Annotated in this window: 18 protein-coding genes and 1 pseudogene; 15 read left to right on the top strand and 4 right to left on the bottom strand. The window is 54.9% G+C overall.

Annotated elements, in window-relative coordinates; all coding sequences use genetic code 11:
• Window positions 1–171 precede the first annotated feature (171 nt).
• A pseudogene (locus tag AB2B41_RS21650) lies at window positions 172–1,185 on the bottom strand (IS481 family transposase).
• 396 nt (window positions 1,186–1,581) lie between these two features.
• Here AB2B41_RS21650 and AB2B41_RS21655 point away from each other — a divergent pair.
• A complete protein-coding gene (locus AB2B41_RS21655) occupies window positions 1,582–1,764 on the top strand; it encodes a Flp family type IVb pilin (protein ID WP_367879910.1) in 183 nt (60 codons plus the stop codon).
• A gap of 841 nt (window positions 1,765–2,605) precedes the next feature.
• Here AB2B41_RS21655 and AB2B41_RS21660 read toward each other — a convergent pair.
• Complete coding sequence (locus tag AB2B41_RS21660; protein ID WP_367879911.1) at window positions 2,606–4,456, bottom strand: adenylate/guanylate cyclase domain-containing protein; 1,851 nt, start codon at window positions 4,454–4,456, stop codon at window positions 2,606–2,608.
• A 490-nt stretch (window positions 4,457–4,946) separates the two neighbouring features.
• Here AB2B41_RS21660 and AB2B41_RS21665 point away from each other — a divergent pair, with 490 nt between their 5' ends.
• The 12 genes from AB2B41_RS21665 (at window position 4,947) to AB2B41_RS21720 (ending at window position 14,963) form a co-directional block, all read left to right on the top strand.
• Window positions 4,947–5,126, top strand: a complete 180-nt coding sequence (locus tag AB2B41_RS21665) for a Flp family type IVb pilin (RefSeq protein WP_367879912.1) — start codon at window positions 4,947–4,949, stop codon at window positions 5,124–5,126.
• Between the two features lie 71 nt (window positions 5,127–5,197).
• Window positions 5,198–5,365, top strand: a complete 168-nt coding sequence (locus tag AB2B41_RS21670; protein WP_367879913.1) for a Flp family type IVb pilin — start codon at window positions 5,198–5,200, stop codon at window positions 5,363–5,365.
• Window positions 5,366–5,407: 42 nt separating this feature from the next.
• Window positions 5,408–6,211: a Flp pilus assembly protein CpaB gene (cpaB, locus tag AB2B41_RS21675; protein WP_367879914.1), complete on the top strand. Its 804-nt coding sequence runs from the start codon at window positions 5,408–5,410 to the stop codon at window positions 6,209–6,211.
• 1 nt (window position 6,212) lies between these two features.
• Window positions 6,213–7,709: a pilus assembly protein TadG-related protein gene (locus AB2B41_RS21680; RefSeq protein ID WP_367879915.1), complete on the top strand. Its 1,497-nt coding sequence runs from the start codon at window positions 6,213–6,215 to the stop codon at window positions 7,707–7,709.
• A gap of 21 nt (window positions 7,710–7,730) precedes the next feature.
• Window positions 7,731–8,216, top strand: coding sequence for a TadE/TadG family type IV pilus assembly protein (locus AB2B41_RS21685; RefSeq protein WP_367879916.1), 486 nt, complete (start codon window positions 7,731–7,733; stop codon window positions 8,214–8,216).
• Complete coding sequence (locus AB2B41_RS21690) at window positions 8,213–8,866, top strand: TadE/TadG family type IV pilus assembly protein (protein WP_367879917.1); 654 nt, start codon at window positions 8,213–8,215, stop codon at window positions 8,864–8,866. Before AB2B41_RS21685 ends, AB2B41_RS21690 begins: the two co-directional genes overlap by 4 nt.
• 11 nt (window positions 8,867–8,877) lie before the next feature.
• Window positions 8,878–10,083: a CpaE/TadZ family protein gene (locus AB2B41_RS21695; protein ID WP_367879918.1), complete on the top strand. Its 1,206-nt coding sequence runs from the start codon at window positions 8,878–8,880 to the stop codon at window positions 10,081–10,083.
• Window positions 10,084–10,262: 179 nt separating this feature from the next.
• Entirely contained in the window at window positions 10,263–11,483 is a 1,221-nt protein-coding gene (locus AB2B41_RS21700) for a TadA family conjugal transfer-associated ATPase (protein ID WP_367879919.1), read from the top strand.
• Window positions 11,480–12,451, top strand: coding sequence for a type II secretion system F family protein (locus tag AB2B41_RS21705; RefSeq protein ID WP_367879920.1), 972 nt, complete (start codon window positions 11,480–11,482; stop codon window positions 12,449–12,451). The genes AB2B41_RS21700 and AB2B41_RS21705 overlap by 4 nt, the downstream gene beginning before the upstream one ends.
• A gap of 2 nt (window positions 12,452–12,453) precedes the next feature.
• The gene (locus tag AB2B41_RS21710) at window positions 12,454–13,443 is read left to right on the top strand and encodes a type II secretion system F family protein (protein ID WP_367879921.1); all 990 of its coding nucleotides are present in this window, start codon (window positions 12,454–12,456) and stop codon (window positions 13,441–13,443) included.
• 202 nt (window positions 13,444–13,645) lie between these two features.
• On the top strand, window positions 13,646–14,482 hold the full coding sequence (locus AB2B41_RS21715; protein WP_367879922.1) for a helix-turn-helix transcriptional regulator: 837 nt from the start codon (window positions 13,646–13,648) through the stop codon (window positions 14,480–14,482).
• Window position 14,483: 1 nt separating this feature from the next.
• On the top strand, window positions 14,484–14,963 hold the full coding sequence (locus AB2B41_RS21720; protein ID WP_367879923.1) for an A24 family peptidase: 480 nt from the start codon (window positions 14,484–14,486) through the stop codon (window positions 14,961–14,963).
• 129 nt (window positions 14,964–15,092) lie between these two features.
• Here AB2B41_RS21720 and ygiD read toward each other — a convergent pair whose 3' ends face one another.
• A complete protein-coding gene (gene ygiD, locus AB2B41_RS21725; protein WP_367879924.1) occupies window positions 15,093–15,914 on the bottom strand; it encodes a 4,5-DOPA-extradiol-dioxygenase in 822 nt (273 codons plus the stop codon).
• Between the two features lie 60 nt (window positions 15,915–15,974).
• Window positions 15,975–16,397 carry a DoxX family protein gene (locus AB2B41_RS21730; protein WP_367879925.1) on the bottom strand — a complete coding sequence of 141 codons (423 nt, stop codon included), beginning with the start codon at window positions 16,395–16,397 and terminating at the stop codon, window positions 15,975–15,977.
• A 128-nt stretch (window positions 16,398–16,525) separates the two neighbouring features.
• On the opposite strand from AB2B41_RS21730, the gene AB2B41_RS21735 reads away from it, so the two are divergent.
• The gene (locus tag AB2B41_RS21735) at window positions 16,526–17,422 is read left to right on the top strand and encodes a LysR family transcriptional regulator (RefSeq protein WP_367879927.1); all 897 of its coding nucleotides are present in this window, start codon (window positions 16,526–16,528) and stop codon (window positions 17,420–17,422) included.
• A gap of 174 nt (window positions 17,423–17,596) precedes the next feature.
• Window positions 17,597–18,166: an NAD(P)H oxidoreductase gene (locus tag AB2B41_RS21740; RefSeq protein WP_367879926.1), complete on the top strand. Its 570-nt coding sequence runs from the start codon at window positions 17,597–17,599 to the stop codon at window positions 18,164–18,166.
• The last annotated feature ends 567 nt before the right edge of the window (window positions 18,167–18,733 follow it).

The raw sequence follows: 18,733 nt of genomic DNA on the forward strand, positions 1-18,733 counted from the left end.
AGGAGAGATCATCAACGAAGACGCTGAAGCGGACCGGCTGGAAGCCGGTGGTTTATCTCCAATAGATGGAAAATCAAGCCTCTGAAATCAATCAGCAAAATTGTTTGGGTGAGTCAGTCGTCTCTGTGGCTGAACGGTAACGGAAGAAATCATTACTATTGCGTTTCTGATTTAACTTGAGGCACCAAGTATCACCTGGATGTTTGGTCCCGGGATGAGATGGTTTGGATGAACTCTGAATCTGTCCGGCTCTGATGTCCACTTCTCGGTGATGAATTCATACACCGTGTGTCCTTTGAGTGCCTTCAGACGCTTTGCGAAGTTGTAAGCATCGAGAAATGTCTTGAGATGATCGCGAAGTCGCTCATGACTTTCGTAGTGATATCGCCGGACGGCCGCCTCTTTGATAGTGCGGTTCATTCGTTCGACTTGACCGTTTGTCCATGGGTGATTGGGTTTGGTCAGGCGATGATCGATGTTGTTTTGGGCACAAGCCAGAACAAAACCGTCGCAACGGAACCGCGCCTTTTCCGCAATCAGTTTCTTGACCTCGGCTGCCGTCCAACTGGTGCCTTTGGGGGCGGTGAAATGGGTCCCGTTGTCGGTTAGCACGGTGTGGATCTTGTAAGAAACAGCATCGATCAGGCGGCGAAGAAAGTCTTCAGCATCACGCCTGGTGATCCGTTCATGCAGTTCGGCGAACTCAAGCTTGCTGGTGCGATCAATGGCCACGAGCATGTAGAGCTTGCCTTCTTCGGTCCAAACCTCGGCGATATCGATATGGAAGAAGCCAATAGGATAGGCTTTGAACTTCTTCTTGGGTTTTGATCCGTCAACGTCGGGCAACCGGCTGATGCCGTGACGCTGAAACAGGCGGTGTAGTGACGACCGTGTCAAATGCGGTATGGTCGCCTGCAACGCGAAGAGGCAGTCATCAGGTGGCAGAAGCGTTTACCGTCGAAAGGCGACTGCCAAGGCCTCTTCTTCCTGGCTCAGGACAGTTGATCGGCACTCCTTGGGCCCCATCGCCGCATCGTGGACAACGTCTCGCCTGCGCCACTTCGCAACCGTTTTCGGATTCAAACCATACGTTCTGCCCAGCTCCGCGTTCGAAGCCGTCGATCGTTGTATTGCAGCTCCGATCGCGTGCGTGGTCGTGGCGCAGCCGTGAAGTACTTGTCCCATAATCTCTCCCGTCGGTGATGACACATCATTGAACCATCACACTCCGGGACTGAACATCTAAACGCTGAGCCGAACTCGGACTCTCATAAGTTTCCCAACATAGCTCTGGTAGCATTTGACACCAAGATTCCTCCGGGATCGGCGAGAGAGGAAATCCGGGCAGCCTTGTTCACCACGGTTCCACGAAAGCCACCGCCAACTTCTACGAAGTGTCCTGTATTTAGCCCAATCCGCACCGCATATAAAAAAGCCACATTTGCGGCCAGAAACATGCCACATTTCTCCGTCTATATAGCGTCATACCAAGTCGGACAGCTAGCCATCTGAAAGAAACAGCGGCCACAGAGGACGGCGGGGTTGGAAACCAAACCTATATGATCCTTGGAGGAACATACCATGATGAACTTTATCAAGAACTTCCGCCGCGACGAAGACGGTGCCGTGACTGTTGACTGGGTCGTGCTGACCGCTGCTGTTGTGGGCCTGGCCGTCGCAGCCTACACGTCCATCGAGACCGGCGCGTCGAACCTGACCGCGAACACCAGCACCTTCATGGACGGCCGTGACCCCAACCTTTAATAGGCTTGGTGAACAAGCTTGACCAAGGCTAATGGGGTCACGCTCTGCGGGACAAAACGTGACCCCTTCTTTGTCGCTGCCAAAAAGAAAACCGAGGTTGAGGGCTTGTGATGCGAAACAAATTACGGAACTTTCTGTACTCCGAAGACGGGGCCGTCACAGCTGATTGGGTCGTTATTACTGCACTAGTCGTGACGTTGGCGGGAACAATCGTTACTGTCATCAACGGATCGACCGACAGCGTCGGCGACGGCGTCGGAAGCTACCTGACCGGTTCCCAACCCGGTAATATGTAAACCGACATTCCTAAGGTAGAATGCCGTCCTGCTTATGTTGACGTCAATTTGTGCAACGATGGCTTTCAGGGCCTACTGCGTAGTGTTTTGGGCACCTCGCGCCCGGACCGGCGGCAATTTTTGATTGTGGCGGCCCGTTTAATCTGAAATCTGGTTTGATCAAAACCGCTTTGGACAGCCCCGCAAAGCCGCGACATCCGTCGCTTTGAGCTCATCTGAGACATCTGAACGAAAAAGTCGGAGACCGCGTAAAGGCGAAAAACTGCCACTCAGCGCTGTTTGTATCCCAGGCAACATCTGCTTTGCCCGATAGATGATTGTATTTGAGAGAAGCAGGCCTTGGGCCAGAACTGGCTTATGTCTGAGTTCCGGGAAAAGGGCGAAGCAGAGGTGTGTTCTTAGTCCGTGAGAGACCGCTTTCGAACGGCGCGAATTTTCCTTTGCGCAGATGTTTCCTATTGGTCGATCTGAAAGAACAATGTTCGGGGTCGTCCACGCAAATTTCGAGTTGCGGAGTTTTTTCAACACAAGCCGGACAGAGCAGACTAATGTTCTTCACCCTTATCTTCTGAAATAGTCACCAGTCTTTGAAATCTGGGATCGTCGCGAAGCGAAAAAAAGTCTGGATCGTTTTGCAACCATTCTCGTTGAACGTGCCCAAGACCAGGGTAGATTTTTTCCAACCAATCCAGCGCTGTCTCTGGTTCTCCCAGCAGCGCGTAGATGCATGCGACGTTATAGCCATTTGTCGATTGGCCTTCTGGGTCAACTGCTCGCGCGCGCGCCAATAGCTCGCGAGCTTCATCCGTTCGACCGTAACTCGCCACGACAGACGCGGCCAACTCCAGCGGATCAGGGTTGTCGGCATGCCGCTGAACAGCTTCCTCGACGCGTTTCAAGCCCATTTCGAGATATCGATCACGTTCATCTACACGTCCGAGTTCCTCCAAATCACTCAGCAACAAGAGTGGGGAACGATAGTCGTCAGGTTTGATTTCGAGAGCTCGAGTGAAATGATACGCACTTTGCTCGTGGTCCATTTGTCCACGGTGGTATCGCGCAAAATTGTGATGCGCATCATAGCAAAGCGGATCGAGAGCTAAAGCCTTACGATAGGACCCCACTGCCGCGTCATTCTGCCCAGAAATCTGAAACGCCAAGCCCAACGCTGCATGTGCCTCCGCCAAATTTGGCTCAAGTTCGATGGCTCGCTTGCCCATCCCAATGATATCCTCGATCGCGTAGGTGGTACCATGCCAATCGTTTAGCCTCGCTTCGCACTCAGCAAGACCAACATACGCACGCGCGTAGTCAGGATCATGTTGCAACGCGTCAAGGAATAGTTGTCGCGCCTTTTCCAAGTATTTCCTGGCGCGCATGTGAAAGAACTGGCGGCCCTTCAGATAGAGATTGTACGCATCTGCGTTCTCCGTCGGTGCTGATGTGTCGAGTTCCTTGTCCAATAGCCGAACATGCAACTGGTCGATGATCGTTTTCGTAATCTCGTCTTGAAGGTCGAATATGTCGGAAACTTCACGATCGTATCGGTCGGCCCAAAGGTGGCCACCCGTGATCCCATCTATCAGCTGGGCAGTAATTCGCACACGGTTACCGGCTTTTCGAACACTGCCCTCCAGAATGTTTCGCACACCAAGGTCTCGAGCCACGTCAACCAAATTTACGGGACGGCCCTTGTATACAAAGGCCGAGTTGCGGCTCACGACAAACAGGCCAGTAAGCTTTGATAGGTCGGTGATCAGGTCTTCAGTGATGCCATCAGCGAAATACTCCTGCTCGGGATCTCCACTCATATTTGCAAAGGGCAGTACGGCAATTGACGGAATGTCAGCCGTCGCTGTCGATTCTGACGATATCGATGGTTTCGAGGGCTGAACGTGAAAGACTGGTACTGCTCTATCGATATTTTTGAGTGTCTGGTCTCCTGCTGCTTTGAAGCCGACCTCTAGTCTGTTGCCGATCTGGTCTCGAGCTGCACCAGAAATGGCTATTCCACCGGGAAGGGCGAGAGCCTCTATGCGGGCTGCGATGTTGACACCGTCGCCGAAAACATCACCATCTTCGATCAGTACATCGCCGATATTAACACCGATGCGAAAACGGATTTGCCTGTCTTCCGGAACACCGATGTTACGCTCAGTCATTTTCTCTTGAATTTGGAGCGCACAGCTCAAAGCATTCACAACACTAGCGAACTCCACGAGTAGACCATCGCCCATCAATTTGACGATGCGCCCTGCCTCCCTCGCGACCGCTTCTTCGATCAAGTCAGTACGGATTTCGCGCAGAGCATTTAATGTTCCAACTTCATTCGCCCCCATAAGACGGCTGTAGCCTACAACGTCCGCGGCAAGGATGGCAGCAAGGCGGCGCTCCATAGAGATTCCAACTTATTCTGAGCTCTCTCTACAATGGAGGGTCAGTCTGAGAAGAGCAAACCTGTTTCCTGTCTGAAGGTCTGAGAGAGAGCATCAATCAGCAAAAGTCCATATGCTGGCGGGTCTGCTCGGGGCTCACCTGAAACATCTGAGCGAAATAGTCGGATGACCGCGTAAAGGGGTTCGCTGCCACTCAGCGCTGTCTTCATCCGAGGCAACGTCTGCTTTGCCCCGCAGATGACTTTTTTCACAGAAGCCGACCCCGCGTAAACACCACAGGAGAATCACCTTTTTGGCGATCTTTTGACCCATGATTCAGACGCGAGATTGGCTCATTTCCGTCGGTATACGCGCGGTTTTGCAACGATAAGATGCAAAACTGCACTTTTTGGACGAGGCGGCTGATCACAAGACCCCCCAAGATACGAAGGTCATTTGGCTGAATTTCCAAATGGTAGGGAAATGTCATTGATCAATAGGAGAACATCTAATGACCGACTTCGTCCTGAAAACACTGGTTCGTCTGCAGTCCGACGAAAAGGGCCTGACACTTGTTGAATACGGCATCGGCCTGTCGATTGCCCTAGGCGTTGCCTTGGTAGCCATGACTACGCTGAGCGGCGACATCTCTGGTGCCATGGGTGCTGCAAGTAATGCGATGCCGGACTGATCCGTTACGCCGGATACCGGTGGGCGGTCACTCTCTAATCAGCCGCCCACCGCACCCAGGGGAAGACTGCCATGTATAGAGTGTTTTTACAGCTACAACGTGACGAACATGGGCTCACCCTCGTCGAATACGGCATAGGCCTTTCGATTGTGCTGGGCATCGCTGTCGCTGTTTACGCGAACCTCGGCACAAACATCGGTGACGCAATGGGCGCGGCCAGCGTCCGAATGCCGGACTGATCTGCCCTAAGAAACACACTTGGTTTTTCAAGGAGACCCAATATGCGCGTCGGAGCAATTTTTATGACCATTCTCGGGATCGGGGTCGCGGGCGGTTCTGTCTACCTTGCACGGGAATATATCGAACGTGGCCAAAACCGGGTCGCTTCGCCGTCTGTTCAATCCGAATTGGTCGATGTGATCGTGGCGCGCCAAGACATTGCTTTTGGCCAGGCACTTGAGGCGCACATGTTGAACACAATCGCCTGGCCCAGAGACGCTGTACCTAACGGTGTCTTTTCGGATGCTCAACTTTTGCTGCCTGAACGTGGTGGTGAACCGCGGCGAGCGAAGCGGGCCATCTCACAAGGTGAACTGATCCTGACCAACAAGATCTCTGACTTTGGAGAAAAGGTCACAATCGTCCAGACCCTGACCAAGGGCCAGCGGGCTATGGCAATCAAAGTCTCTGCGGAAACGGCTGTCGGCGGATTTGTGACGCCCGGCGACCACGTGGACGTCGTGTTGACACAAGGGCGAGACGACAATCTGCGCGCTGTCACGATCCTGCAGCACATCAAGGTCGTCGGCGTGGATCAGCAGGCCGATGAACAATCGGATGCCCCTGAAATTGCGCGCACCGTCACGGTTGCCGTGACAGCCGAGCAAGGTCAGCGTCTTGCGCTGGCTCAGAAGGCAGGAACCCTCAGTCTGACCCTGCGCAACTTGGACGCGCAAGTCAGCGAAAAACTGAGCCTGATCAAACTCAGCGACATTTTGCAGGACGCACCGCTCGAAGAGAAGGTCGCGAAGCGTCAGATTGTCGTGCGTCGCGGAAACGAGCGCCAGGTTGAGGAAATTAACTAAAGTGCGCAAGCCGCGCGGCATAAGGGCTTTGTTTAAGGCCGAAGGCGGGACAATCCTCGCGATTTGGGGCGTCTCGCTGACTGCATTTCTTGGGCTTGTAGCCATGTCGTTCGATCTCGGCCGGATAAACATCACGCAGACCGAAATGCAATCCTATGTGGATCATGTGGCCCTTGCCGCCGCCGGGGAACTGGACGGGGAATTAGACTCGATCACCCGCGCAACACTGGCCGCCAATACGCTGGTGAGCGATTACCAAACCTTTGCAGCGGGCGGGCAGGCGCTTGGACCAACCGATTTTACGCTGACGTTTTTCTCGGAATTGCCCGAGGCAGACACCGACACCATGACTGGCGCGACAACGAATCCAAGAGATGCCGCATATGTGCGGGTCAAAGCCGTTACCAAAACAGTTGATCTTACGTTTGGCGCGGCCTTTGTCGCTCTCAGCGGGACTGATGGACCAGACAATACCATCACTGCAACCGCTGTCGCTGGCTTTACGCAATTTGCATGCGATGTAACGCCGCTGATGTTCTGCCTTCCCAGCGCGGGTTATGATGCTGACAGCAACATTGGCGATATGCTCCATCTGCGCTCTGGCGGTCAGGGGTCTGCCTGGGGGCCCGGCGATTTCGGCTTTCTGGACCCCGCAAAAATCAAGGTCGATGATGGAGGACCTTGCGACGGCCTCAGTGGCGTTCAGTTGGACACCTGTCTGATGGGTGCTGTCGGTTCTATAACGCAGTGCTTTTCAATGCGCGGCGTTGATATTGAACCCGGTCAAAAGGTTGGGAATTTCGAGGCGGCCATTAACGTACGCTTCGATATCTACCGTGCCGTCGTCAATAACAAACGAAACGATCCCGATTACGCCCCTGCCCCGAACGTGATCAAGGGGATCAAGCCAGATACTGGTGGCGGTAATGGCGGCAACGCAGGGGGCGGGAACCAGTGCATCGGCGGCAACGAAACAACAACCAATGATACGGTCGGCCTGCCGCGGGACACCTGCATCATCAATGGATCCTGTGGCCGTATCGGAAATGGTGCGTGGGACAGGACGGAATACGTCGATAGGAACTATGGCAATGCCAATGGTATCTTGGAAGCCGGGGAAGACCCCCATCCAAACGCAGGGACCCGATACGAATACTACCTCGCAGAGATCGCCGCTGCAGGCGCAAATGCGCCGATCCTAACCGGGCGAGAAGAGACGGGGCGGCCCATGTGCTCAGTCAATCAGACCAACGATCCGGAACGCCGCGTCGTGATTGCCGCCGGCATTGATTGCAACGCAAATCCGATTTCCGGTGCGCAGCAGGACGTGCCAGTCAGGGAGTTCTTCAAGATTTTCCTGACGGAGCCGGCTGGCACAGACGGTGCGACCCCGCCGAATTTCGAGATCTTTGGCGAAGTTGCGGGATCCGCAGGCGGGACAGGCGGGGGCGGCATCGCTGGCGCCACCTTCCACGACGTTGTTCAGCTTTACAGGTGAAATGTGCAGATGCTGCGGGTCATGACACATACGTGGAGACGCCTTGGTCGCGATGAACGCGGGACGCAGCTCGTCGAATTCGCGGTGCTCTTGCCAATGCTCTTGTTGGTATTCGCGGTCATCATCGAAGGTGGACGATTGATGTGGTCTTATCAGGCTGCTGCGGCGGGCGTGCGGGATGCGACGCGCTACCTGTCGCGCTCAGTCCCTTCCAATATCTGTGACACCTCTGGTTCGGTGAGTGAATGGACTGGTACGGTAGCAGAAATTGTGCGCAAGCGTGTCGATGGGAACGCGATCTTCCCCTCAGGCATTACGATTGACACGGTTTCTCCAAGCTTGAGCTGTGGCAACGCAGGTTTCCGTGTCACAAACGTTGGCGTCGTCTCGGTTCGGGCGCGTTTGACGGTCACCTTCCCGATGGCTGGCCTATTCACCTTTGCCGGCCAGTCGATCTCAAACGTCACAACATCAGTCACCGATAGCAGTCGGGTGTTTGGAACATGACTTACGTTCGACTCCATACGCTGCATCGCCTGTCTGCCCGGTTTGCCAAGGATGACGCAGGCGGAACCCTTGTCGAGTTCACATTGGTCCTGCCACTCTTTCTACTCCTCTTTTTTGGGCTGATCGACTTCGGACGCCTGGCCTTTCACTATGTCGTTGCCGAAAAGGCCATGCATGTGGCGACCCGGGTCGCCACGGTACGTCCTGTGGCCTGCAATGCGGTCAATTTGCCTGAATTCCATCTGCGTCCAGAAGACGGCGGCGGCGGACAAAATTTTGGGACACGGTGTAATGCGGCAGGTAACGTCTGCCGCCCTGTCGCGGACGTGAGCTGCCCGGGAGCTCTTCAAAACCCGACCGTGGCAGAGATCTGGCCACTGATCAGAGGCGCGCTGCCCGTGGGCGCTACCCCAGAAAATCTGCGATTCAGCTATTCCTATGACCCCAATCTTGGGTTCTTGGGCGGGCCGTATGTCCCGGTCGTAACGGTCGAACTGCAAAACTTAAGCTTCCAGTTTGTATCACCGCTTTCCGCATTCGTTGCCCTTGGCGGCGGCACCGCAGTGGCAGGGTTGGGTGCCGATATTCCCTACCCGCCGATGAGCGTGTCTTTGCCGGGTGAAGATTTGAATCAAGGTGAGCAAGGTTAAGGAGAAAATTGATGGCACAAGACAGAATCTCGGTTGCATTGGTCGGATTTGAAGAAGCCAATTCCGAAAGTTTGGCAGCCGCATTGACCCAAAAAAATCAATACGGCGTTGTCGAAGTCCCCAAACAATTGTCTGCGATAAACGGTCAAGCGCTTTCGCTCTCAGCCGCAAACGACCTTATCCTGTTTCGCACCGAAGCCGGAGACCTGACGGATATTGATGCCCTCGAAAAAATTCGGGGGAATGCTTCTGGTAAGGCCCAGATCGCCGCAGTGACGGATGCAAGCGCCTCCCTGGAAGTGGCACAAAAGCTTACCCAAGCAGGGGCTGATTATGTGTTCCCTGACACTTTGGGCCCCGAAGAGCTGGTCGCGCAATTGCAAAAGCGCTTCGTGGCTGAGCGCCCGCAACTGGCCGAGCTCAAGCCCGCGCGACACGCGCAAATACTAACTGTCGCCCGCGCTCGCGGTGGTGCTGGTGGGACAACCTTCGCCGTAAACCTGGCGGATGCTTTGCTGGATCGACGTGGAACCTTCAAGAAAAAGTCGACGAACCGCGTGGCCATCCTCGATCTCGACCTTCAGTTCGGGAAAGTCGCGGGGTTCCTCGACGTGCCGACACGCGATGGCCTTTACCAGATGGCGGAAGACAAAGTCATCCCCGACAAAGTCTTCCTTGAACAGTCGATGTCAGAAGCCGCGAACGGCGTCCGCATTCTAAGCGCGCCATCACAGTTCGCGCCGCTGGAGGCCATCACATCGGCGCAGATCAATGCGATTTTGACGGCTCTCTCCTCTGACTTCGACTATGTCATCGTGGATGTGCCCATGGCACTCGTCAATTGGGTCGCACCCATCATGACAATGTCCGACAAACTTTACATCGTGACGGACAGTGCGGTGCCCTCCATTCATCAAGCCCGGCGTTTGATCGAATTCTACACAGAAGACGCCCCGTCCTTGCCGATCGAGATCGTCATCAACAACGAAAAGAAGCCGCTGGTAAGAGGGCGGCACCACGTTGAAGCCGCAAAAGTGCTTGAGCGCCCGCTTGATATCTGGCTGCCGCAGGATGTCCCTACCGCAAGAGCGGCGATCGACCGAGGCGTCCCGTTGAACGAGGTGTCAAAGCGGTCGCCCCTAACGCGGGCAATTCGTCAGGTGGCAAAGACAGTCATCCAGACCCAAAAATCACATGCTACGCAAATGAACGCATAAACCGGAGGTGTGTCATGTTTAAGAGTTTCAGCAAATCATCTTCGAACGACCACAAGAACGTGATCGAACTTTCTTCGCGTTCTCTGCTTGAACCCATCGCGGAGCCCAACAAGGAAGAGGCGGAGCTGCATAAGTATCTGGAGTTGAAAAGCCGGTTGCATGATGCGCTGCTCGAAAGGTTGAACCTGTCTGTCATTGACAAAATCAAAACCGATGAGCTGCGCCGCGAAGTGGCCACGCTGGTCAACAACTTCCTCAACGAGGAAGGCACCCCCCTGCGTTCAGAGCAATTCAAGCGCCTGCTAGACGACCTGATGCACGAAGTGCTGGGCCTTGGCCCGCTGGAACCCTTGCTGGCCGACCCGACGGTCAACGATATCTTGGTCAACAGCCACAAGAACGTCTACATTGAGCGCTTCGGTGTTCTGGAAAAGTCGAACGTACGTTTTCGGGACGAACGGCACCTGCTGCGGATCATCGACAAGATTGTCTCACGCATTGGCCGCCGGATCGACGAGGCCAACCCTTGGGTCGATGCCCGTCTTGAAGACGGCAGCCGGGTCAATGCCATCATCCGCCCCTGTTCCATCGACGGGCCGAGCATTTCAATCCGGAAATTCTCGAAAGATCCGATGACGATGGACATGCTTGTTGCGAGTGATGCCCTGTCACGCCATGCGGCGGATTTCCTGCAGGGTCTGGTGAATGCACGGATGAACGTCATCATTTCAGGCGGGACCGGATCCGGCAAAACGACGATGCTGAACGCCATGTCGGCGTCGATCGAACATAATGAGCGTATCGTCACAATCGAGGATGCCGCCGAACTGCGCCTGCAACAGGATCATGTTGTCAGGTTGGAGACGCGCCCGGCGAACCCGAACGGGGTCGGCGCCATTCACCAACGTGACCTTGTGCGCAACGCCCTGCGTATGCGCCCAGATCGCATTATCGTGGGCGAGGTTCGGGGCTCTGAAGCCTTTGATATGCTACAGGCCATGAATACAGGCCACGATGGGTCCATGACCACGGTTCACGCCAACTCCGCCCGAGACGCACTAAGCCGGATTGAACAAATGGTTGTTATGACCGGAGGTGATTTCCCAATGTCATCTGTGCGTTCGCAAATCGCGGCAGGTCTCAACTTTGTTATCCAGCTTTCGCGCCTGTCGGACGGCAGACGTCGTGTGATGTCGATCTCAGAGCTGACAGGCCTTGAGGGTGACGTGATCACGATGCAGGACATTTATGTCTTCCGCCGCACCGGAAAGGGCGAAAACGGGGAAGTACTTGGAGAATTCATGCCCACGGGTATCCGCCCGCGAAACGCGGAACGGCTGAGCGCGGCAGGGATTTCACTGGACAAGGGGATGTTTCTCCATCGCGGAGCAGACTCATGAACTTTGAGCTTTCCGATCAAGACATCCTCTATCTGATTTACACCGGCATTGCCGTCGGTGTGCTGGTGCTCTTTTCCGGCCTGTCTCAACTGATCAGCACCCGAGAAAACCACAGCGAGGCTAAATCCCGACGCCTTCGAATGATCGCAAAGGGGGCCACAACCGAAGAGCTCCTGGCCCTGTTCCGCCCCCCTGAAAAGCGTGGGTGGCGCACGCGTATTCCGTTCTTCGGGGACCTCGAGAACCAACTTCGCAAGGCGGACCTTGTCATATCACCGCGCCACTACATCGGCCTGTGCGGTGCCGGCACAATGGCCATATTCATTTTTGTGACGCAGCTCACTTTGCCCCAAATTGCGCTTCTGATCTCCGGGCTGATCGGATTTGGTGTGCCGATGATTGTGGTGAATGCAAAAGCGCAAAAGCGCATTGGCGTTCTGATCGCACAATTGCCCGACGCGCTTGAACTCATGGCGCGCGGGCTGCGGGTCGGGCACCCGCTCAACTCATCAATACGCTCTGTTGCGGCAGAAATGCCTGACCCAATTGGTACTGAGTTCGGTATGATCTTCGATCAGATCAATTACGGAGACGAGCTTGTCGACGCGTTCAGTGAATTTGCTGACCGCACGGATGTCGAAGATGTGCGTTACCTTGCGGCAAGTATCGGGATTCAACACGGCACCGGCGGCGATCTGGTGCGCGTTCTCGAAGTGCTGAGCAAAACGATCCGTGGTCGGGCTGCAATGCGCAAACGCATCCACGCAATTTCTTCCGAGGGAAGAATGACCGCATGGTTCTTGTCCATACTGCCATTTGGCATTTTTGCTTTCACGATGGTGGTGACCCCAGACTACTACGGCGGTGTCATGGACGATCCGATGTTTGTGCCGATGGCCGTCGCCGTTGTTCTTTTTGTCGCGTTTAACGCGCTCATTCTCAAGAAACTCGTGAGCTTCAGGATTTAGTCATGGATCAGTTCATCACCAATTTTCCGAATTTGAATATCGAGTTCATAATCCTTTGCGGAGTCGCAATTGGAAGCTTTTTTCTGATCCTTGGTGCGGGAACTGCGCTGAGTAGGCCCAATGTTGCTGCCGAGCGTCTGTCAAATATGAACAGTCGGAGACAGGCACGACTTGACCAAGGCATTCTCAAGCCGCTCGAGGATGACCCCACTGGGTTGATGAAATCATTCGTCCCCTCCGACGAAAGCGTACGCTCAGCTTTGCGGCGCAAACTGGAACATGCGGGCATGGGGGGGCCTAACGCTGTTCCCAAATTCATGTTCGTGCGTGTTATGCTTGGCATTGTCCTCCCGGCATTGTTCTTTGCCGCAGTTCTTCTCTCACGGAACAGCCCATCGTTGTTGCCCCTCGGTGTCGGTGAGAAACTGGCTGGTCTGTCACAGATCGGAACGTACCAATGGCTCACAGCAATGGTCGCCGTTGGATACTTTGCGCCAATACACTGGTTGAACGGCCGGGCAGAAGAGCGCCGCCGCCGCGTCGAAGAGGGCTTTCCCAATGCCTTGGATCTGATGCGGGTTTCTGTTGAAGCGGGCCTTGGGTTCGACGCAGCCATGACTCGTGTGGCGAACGAGTTGTCAAAGGTCTCCCCGGATATCGCAATGGAGTTCCTAGCCGTTCAGCACGAAGTCCAGGCAGGACGTGGAAGAGACTTGGCCATGCAAGATATGGCAGATCGTATTGGGCTGGATTTTGTCTATTCCTTCGTAAATGTGGTGCGGCAATCCATGCAGTTCGGTACGAGTATGACCGATGCACTCACTGTTTACGCCGAGGAATTACGTGCGTCGCGCGAAATGCGTGCACAGGAAATGGCCAACAAACTCCCCGTGAAGATGTCGATCGTTTTAACGACCCTTATGCTGCCCGCGTTGCTTTTGATCGCACTCGGCCCGGTCGTGATTCGGTATACGCAGTATTTCGGAAATTAATTGAAACAGCCTGAGAAACAGTCCCCCACAAATCAATAAATTATAACCCAAATTTTTGCAGAATATACTACCTAAGATAGAATTCTGGGCAAACTCTTAGGCTTCCTTGACCACTCAAACTCTAATGCGTTCACTTAATTATAGAAGCGATACCAAATCGCTCGCGAGCAGAAATTAAGCTACTGAGTTTAGTGAGGTCATTGTGCTCGACACGCGTACGACAACATCCGATTCCGATAAAGTGAACGTGATACCGCTTGTCGAAGCAGTGTTTCAATGGTGCGAGTTTTCGAGGGGCAACAAAGTCGCCGAAGAAACGCTAGCCACCGTCGCTCAGGGCCTCGGAGCAGACGCAGCAGCTTTATCACGGGTGAAGTGGCGTGGGACCGTAAATGCGAATGTCCTCACCTACGACCCGCTTTCACAACGCTCAAACCTGCCACGCCTCGACAGATCCTATGCAGCACGTTTGCTGAGCGACTATATCTCCAGTGTCCGCCCTGGAACCATTTGGCTCCGGTCTCTCATCGAGACGGAGCAAGACGCAGACCTGGACAAGTTCCATTGCCGCAGGGAATTCGCTGAATTCGCTGTCATCCCGCTGTCGGCTGGATCAGGCAGCGCAGATTTCCTTGAGCTACACTTCCGCAAACGCCTCTCACCGGAGCAAAATGGCATCCTGAATACCATCGGTGGAACCCTGGCCTCGTCCTGGGCCGCCCGCGCACCCGGCCTTTTCGTTGAGGCCGTGCTCGATCGCAAACGCAATGGCAGCCAGAACAAGGTTCTGGACCAAAGCATTCTCGGCCTGGAAAACGCGTATAAGCTCAGCCGAATGGAGTTTCGGGTTTGCGTCTGTTTGAGCCGGGGCTTGTCAAGGGAAGGGGTCATTTCCGAACTTGAGATTTCGCCCTCAACATTGAGAACCCATCTGCGCAACATCTACGCCAAGACAGCCGTGGAGAACATGGCGCAATTGGTGTTTCTCTTGCTGGATCAACCCAAGAACACCCCCTTGCCGTCGAGACGGATGGCCTAAAATGGAACTCCTCCCACTCGTATTGCTTTCGCCTCTGCTCTTCTGGGTCGCCTGGTCGGACCTCACCAAGATGCGGATTCCCAATCGGATTGTTTTCATTACCCTCTGCGTTTTTGTCGTTTTCGTCCCCTTGTTGCCGATCGACTCGGTGATGTCTCGAGTTCTGGCAGCCCTGGGTGTCTTTGCCGTTGGCTTTGTCCTTTTTGCCTTTCGCATGTTCGGCGGCGGCGACGTCAAAATCTTAGCTGCGCTCATGCTGTTCATTCCGCCTGCCACCTTACCGCTTTTCGGGTTTGTTTTTTCTCTGTCGATGTTGTTTGGCATAGGGATTGTTGTGACAATGCGGGCATCACCCTGGGCTGAAAGATCCCGCTGGGTAAGCCTGCGGGCGAAGGGATATTTTCCTGTTGGCGTGGCCATTGCCTTGGCAGGTCTGGTGCACCCTTGGCTCGTCGCAGGTCTGCTTTCTCTTCCTTCGTGAGAAATTCGGTGCCGTAACGCCCGTATCACCCGCTATGGCGCGAAGAAGAAACGGTATACTGCCAGCCTTCTTGGCGACACGGCGAGGCGATGCTTTCATCGCCCCTTCGACAAGCATGTCCCGGTCTCCTCAGTTCGCATGAAAGATGAAGGACCGCATCGATACCGATCCGAGATCAATGGCATCGGTCATGAAGGTCAGCTCGTCGCGCGCGTCTGACGCGCCGGCGATCGTAAGTGCTGGCAAATAGTGATCCACCGTCGGATGTGCCGCGGTGAACAGCGCGCCCAGACCTTCCGCATCGGCAAGCACCGAGAAGTCCCGGTCCGCAAGACGATCGGCAAACAGCGCATCAAACTCCTGCGCGAAGTCAAGCGGCTTACCGCCCCGTCGCATGGCACGCAGGTTGTGAACGACATTGCCTGAGCCCAGGATCAAAACGCCCCGATTTCGCAATTCCGAGAGCGCCCGTCCGATCTCCAGTTGGTGCTCCAACCCCCGTCCCATGTCGACCGAGACCTGGAAGACCGGTACATCCGCATCGGGATACAGAAATTTCAGGACAGCCCAGGCACCGTGGTCAAGACCCCAGGTGTCATCCCCGGCGGCGCGGTGACTGTGCAGAAGTGTCACCACATCGCGGGCCAGATCGGGTTGTCCCGGTGCTGGGTACTGTTGTTGATAAAGCGCCTCGGGAAACCCGTAGAAATCGTGGATCGTGCGCGGCATGGCAGAGACATCCACAAGAGTGGTTCCATTGGTCATCCAATGTGCCGAGACGACGAGGATCGCCTTGGGTCGTGGCAGGCTTTGGCCAAGCCGCGCCCAGGATCGGCTGAACGGCCCGTCTTCGATCGCATGCATCGGGCTACCATGCCCGAGAAAGACGACCGGCATCCGGTCGGAGGGCGCAAAACGATCCTTGAGGTCTTGTAAGCTATGTATCCGCATGATGGGCCGCTTTCGATTGCGTCCGAGCGGCCCAAAAGCCGCCCGGGATTGATGGGAAAATCAGGCGAATTGACCCAGTGCTCTCTGCAGCGCCGGGACTTTCAAAGCGAAGGCGCCGCTGCCGAGCGCTGCAATCGCACCCTGCACGACGGCCCAGAATATCGGGAACTCCCAGCCGCCGCCTTCAGACGAGAACAACCATCCATTTCCAGCATGGACCCAAGTCGCCCCAAGAAGCACCGGAATCAGCGCCAAGGAAACCAGACGCGTGCCAAGACCGAGGATCAAAGCGATACCACCGACGATCTCAGCAGCGATCGTGAAATAGGCCAGAAGTCCCGGCAGGCCGAGGCTTTCGAAAAAGCCGACGGTTCCGGCGACGGTGAAGACGCTGATCTTCAGCCAGCCATGGGCGAGAAAGAGCGAACCGCTCGCGACGCGAAGTGCGAAGGCGGCATAGTCAGAGTTCGTGTGCGTGGTCATATTCGTGTCCTCTCTTTGAAAACTGCCCGGCGGGACAGCTTGTCTGTATGAAAACATACGCCTTGCAGATCCCCTCCAAAATGGCGAAGGTAGAGAATGACTATCTTTATAATGTTCTTAATTCTTGTATGGACCTTGTCGATCAACTTCGCGCCTTCGTCGCCACCGCGCAATCCGGCTCTTTCACAGGAGCGGCAACTCAGTTGGGCATTTCGAACCGATTGACCTCAAAGTATGTGGCCGAACTCGAGCAGCGTCTCGGCGTGCGGCTCTTTCAGCGCACAACCCGCAAAGTCGGGCTGACACCGGCCGGGTCCGACCTACTTTCCCGCGCCCCTGCCCTGCTGGACGATCTCGACGACTTGCTGGCCGATGTCTCGGATTCCTCGAAGGGCTTGTCGGGCGTTGTGAGAATTTCCGCTCCGATCACGTTCGGCGAAGTCTACATTGCGGGAATGCTGGCGCGGTTCGCCAAAGGACACCCAGGGATCACCATCGATCTCAGGCTGAGCGATGCCTTCAGCGACCTTGCTGCAGAGGGGATCGATCTTGCCTTTCGGATTGGTCGCGTCGACATGGCCTCTCTCAAGGTCCGAAGATTAGGCTCGTTCCAGAGCCTGCCCGTCGCCAGCCCGGACTACCTCGCGCAAGCCGGTAGTCCAGCAACTCCCCACGACCTTTCAGAGCACAGCTGCATCGTCGATACCAACCGCAGGAATCCAAAGCGTTGGGCCTTTGACCACGACGGCACCGAGGTCGTGGCACAGATCGAGGGCCGATTTCACGTCAATTCGGCAAGCGCCGCGGTCAATTTGGCAAGCATGGGTCTTGGGATCGCCTATGTTCCGAGTTTCGCCCTGAGAGAAGCCCTGGACGAGGGCCACCTTGAGCCAATACTTGAAAGCTTTGCGGGGGAAAGCGGTGACATCGCCGCCGTTTACCTAGAAGGCCGAACATTGCCTCGTAAAGTGCGCACGTTGATCGATTTTGCCGTCGAAGATATCAAGAACACGGGTGTGCGCTAAACTGTGCGATGCGCTTTTGCTGTGCTTGAGAAGGCAAACACTGTGTTTGGAAGCAGGTATCTGTGGCAGCAGTCGCTACGTGGGTCGCTCAATGACGATGCTTCGGCTCCCTCTCGCCAGCGCAAACGACCTTCTTGTGTTATGATGCGGAACTGGTAGCGCGGAAGGGCCGTCATGAATGTCTTAGTCGTCTTTGATCATCCGCGACGAAAATCTCTGTCAGGCGCTGTGCTTGATCAGTTCGTGGCAGGCCTAAGGGAAAGCGGGCACACTCCTGAAATCGCGGACTTGCATGCTGAGCGATTTGATCCTCGCATGCCCGTTGAAGATGAGCCAAACCTAAGTGGCGGGACACAATCCTATACCGATGCCGTGCAATACGAACAGGCCCGCGTAGAAAGAAACGATGCGGTTGCCTTCATCTTTCCCGTTTGGTGGTGGTCAGTGCCAGCAATGACCAAGGGTTGGATTGACAGGGTTTGGAACGCCGATTGGGCTTACGGAAAGCAAAAGCTAGCGCTCGATCGAGCTCTGTTGGTTGGTCTCGCGGCCACTGGGTCCGCGTCTTTCAAGAAGCGCGGCTATACAACTGCTATGGAGACACAGTTAATCATCGGAGTGATGAACTTTTGCGGTATCACAAACGCCAGATTGGAACTCCTCCACGATACCTTGGAGGGTGACAACGAAAGGCAAGCGCTCCTGGTGAGGGCGAGAACTCTAGGGCGTACCTTCACGAACTGATATCGAAGCTGCGCGGGCACTTGTAGCCGGCGATGAGCGCTTCGCAATGGGTTTGACGATGTGACCGCCCCCCGACAGCACCGATGCGCCAAGTGGACCTTTCCTCCCCACCTTTTGACCCAACACTCATCTCAGTGAAAATGCTCGGGAGCTTCATTCGAAAATTTTGGGAAAGCCCTGTCCCCACTAATTTTTCGAATGCGCAAACCGTTCTTGAACCAAAGGAAATTGCTGCGCAGAGCTGCTGGGTCCCGATGCATGATCAAGCAAATATCCCTGAGCAATACTCACAAAAAAAGCGATATCGAATCGGGGATCAAGATTGTTGCCATCAAGGCGACATTTTCAGGTTCACTCAGTGATTGTTGTAAATTCTCGAACAAATTTCTTATAGAGTCTGCATCACCCAATTGAAAACTACTATCCAAGGTTGAAAATCGGCGCCAAGTGTTCGAAATCTTTGGTCATTTGAACCAAAGTCTTCGTAAGATTAAAGCTTTTCCAGTTTACGTAGAAGCATATCCGGCCTCGCAAAAGTAGTTCCAGCATTCTTGCGGGGTGTAGAGA

The sequence above is a fragment of the Sulfitobacter sediminis genome, assembly GCF_040811725.1.
Classification (GTDB): Bacteria; Pseudomonadota; Alphaproteobacteria; order Rhodobacterales; family Rhodobacteraceae; genus Sulfitobacter; species Sulfitobacter sediminis.

Excerpts from the sequence above, each read along its gene's own strand:
- AB2B41_RS21655 (WP_367879910.1), top strand. The coding sequence starts at position 1,582 with ATGATGAACTTTATCAAGAACTTCCGCCGCGACGAAGACGGTGCCGTG.
- AB2B41_RS21660 (WP_367879911.1), bottom strand. The coding sequence starts at position 4,456 with ATGGAGCGCCGCCTTGCTGCCATCCTTGCCGCGGACGTTGTAGGCTAC.
- AB2B41_RS21665 (WP_367879912.1), top strand. The coding sequence starts at position 4,947 with ATGACCGACTTCGTCCTGAAAACACTGGTTCGTCTGCAGTCCGACGAA.
- AB2B41_RS21670 (WP_367879913.1), top strand. The coding sequence starts at position 5,198 with ATGTATAGAGTGTTTTTACAGCTACAACGTGACGAACATGGGCTCACC.
- cpaB (WP_367879914.1), top strand. The coding sequence starts at position 5,408 with ATGCGCGTCGGAGCAATTTTTATGACCATTCTCGGGATCGGGGTCGCG.
- AB2B41_RS21685 (WP_367879916.1), top strand. The coding sequence starts at position 7,731 with ATGACACATACGTGGAGACGCCTTGGTCGCGATGAACGCGGGACGCAG.
- AB2B41_RS21690 (WP_367879917.1), top strand. The coding sequence starts at position 8,213 with ATGACTTACGTTCGACTCCATACGCTGCATCGCCTGTCTGCCCGGTTT.
- AB2B41_RS21695 (WP_367879918.1), top strand. The coding sequence starts at position 8,878 with ATGGCACAAGACAGAATCTCGGTTGCATTGGTCGGATTTGAAGAAGCC.
- AB2B41_RS21705 (WP_367879920.1), top strand. The coding sequence starts at position 11,480 with ATGAACTTTGAGCTTTCCGATCAAGACATCCTCTATCTGATTTACACC.
- AB2B41_RS21710 (WP_367879921.1), top strand. The coding sequence starts at position 12,454 with ATGGATCAGTTCATCACCAATTTTCCGAATTTGAATATCGAGTTCATA.
- AB2B41_RS21720 (WP_367879923.1), top strand. The coding sequence starts at position 14,484 with ATGGAACTCCTCCCACTCGTATTGCTTTCGCCTCTGCTCTTCTGGGTC.
- ygiD (WP_367879924.1), bottom strand. The coding sequence starts at position 15,914 with ATGCGGATACATAGCTTACAAGACCTCAAGGATCGTTTTGCGCCCTCC.
- AB2B41_RS21730 (WP_367879925.1), bottom strand. The coding sequence starts at position 16,397 with ATGACCACGCACACGAACTCTGACTATGCCGCCTTCGCACTTCGCGTC.
- AB2B41_RS21735 (WP_367879927.1), top strand. The coding sequence starts at position 16,526 with ATGGACCTTGTCGATCAACTTCGCGCCTTCGTCGCCACCGCGCAATCC.
- AB2B41_RS21740 (WP_367879926.1), top strand. The coding sequence starts at position 17,597 with ATGAATGTCTTAGTCGTCTTTGATCATCCGCGACGAAAATCTCTGTCA.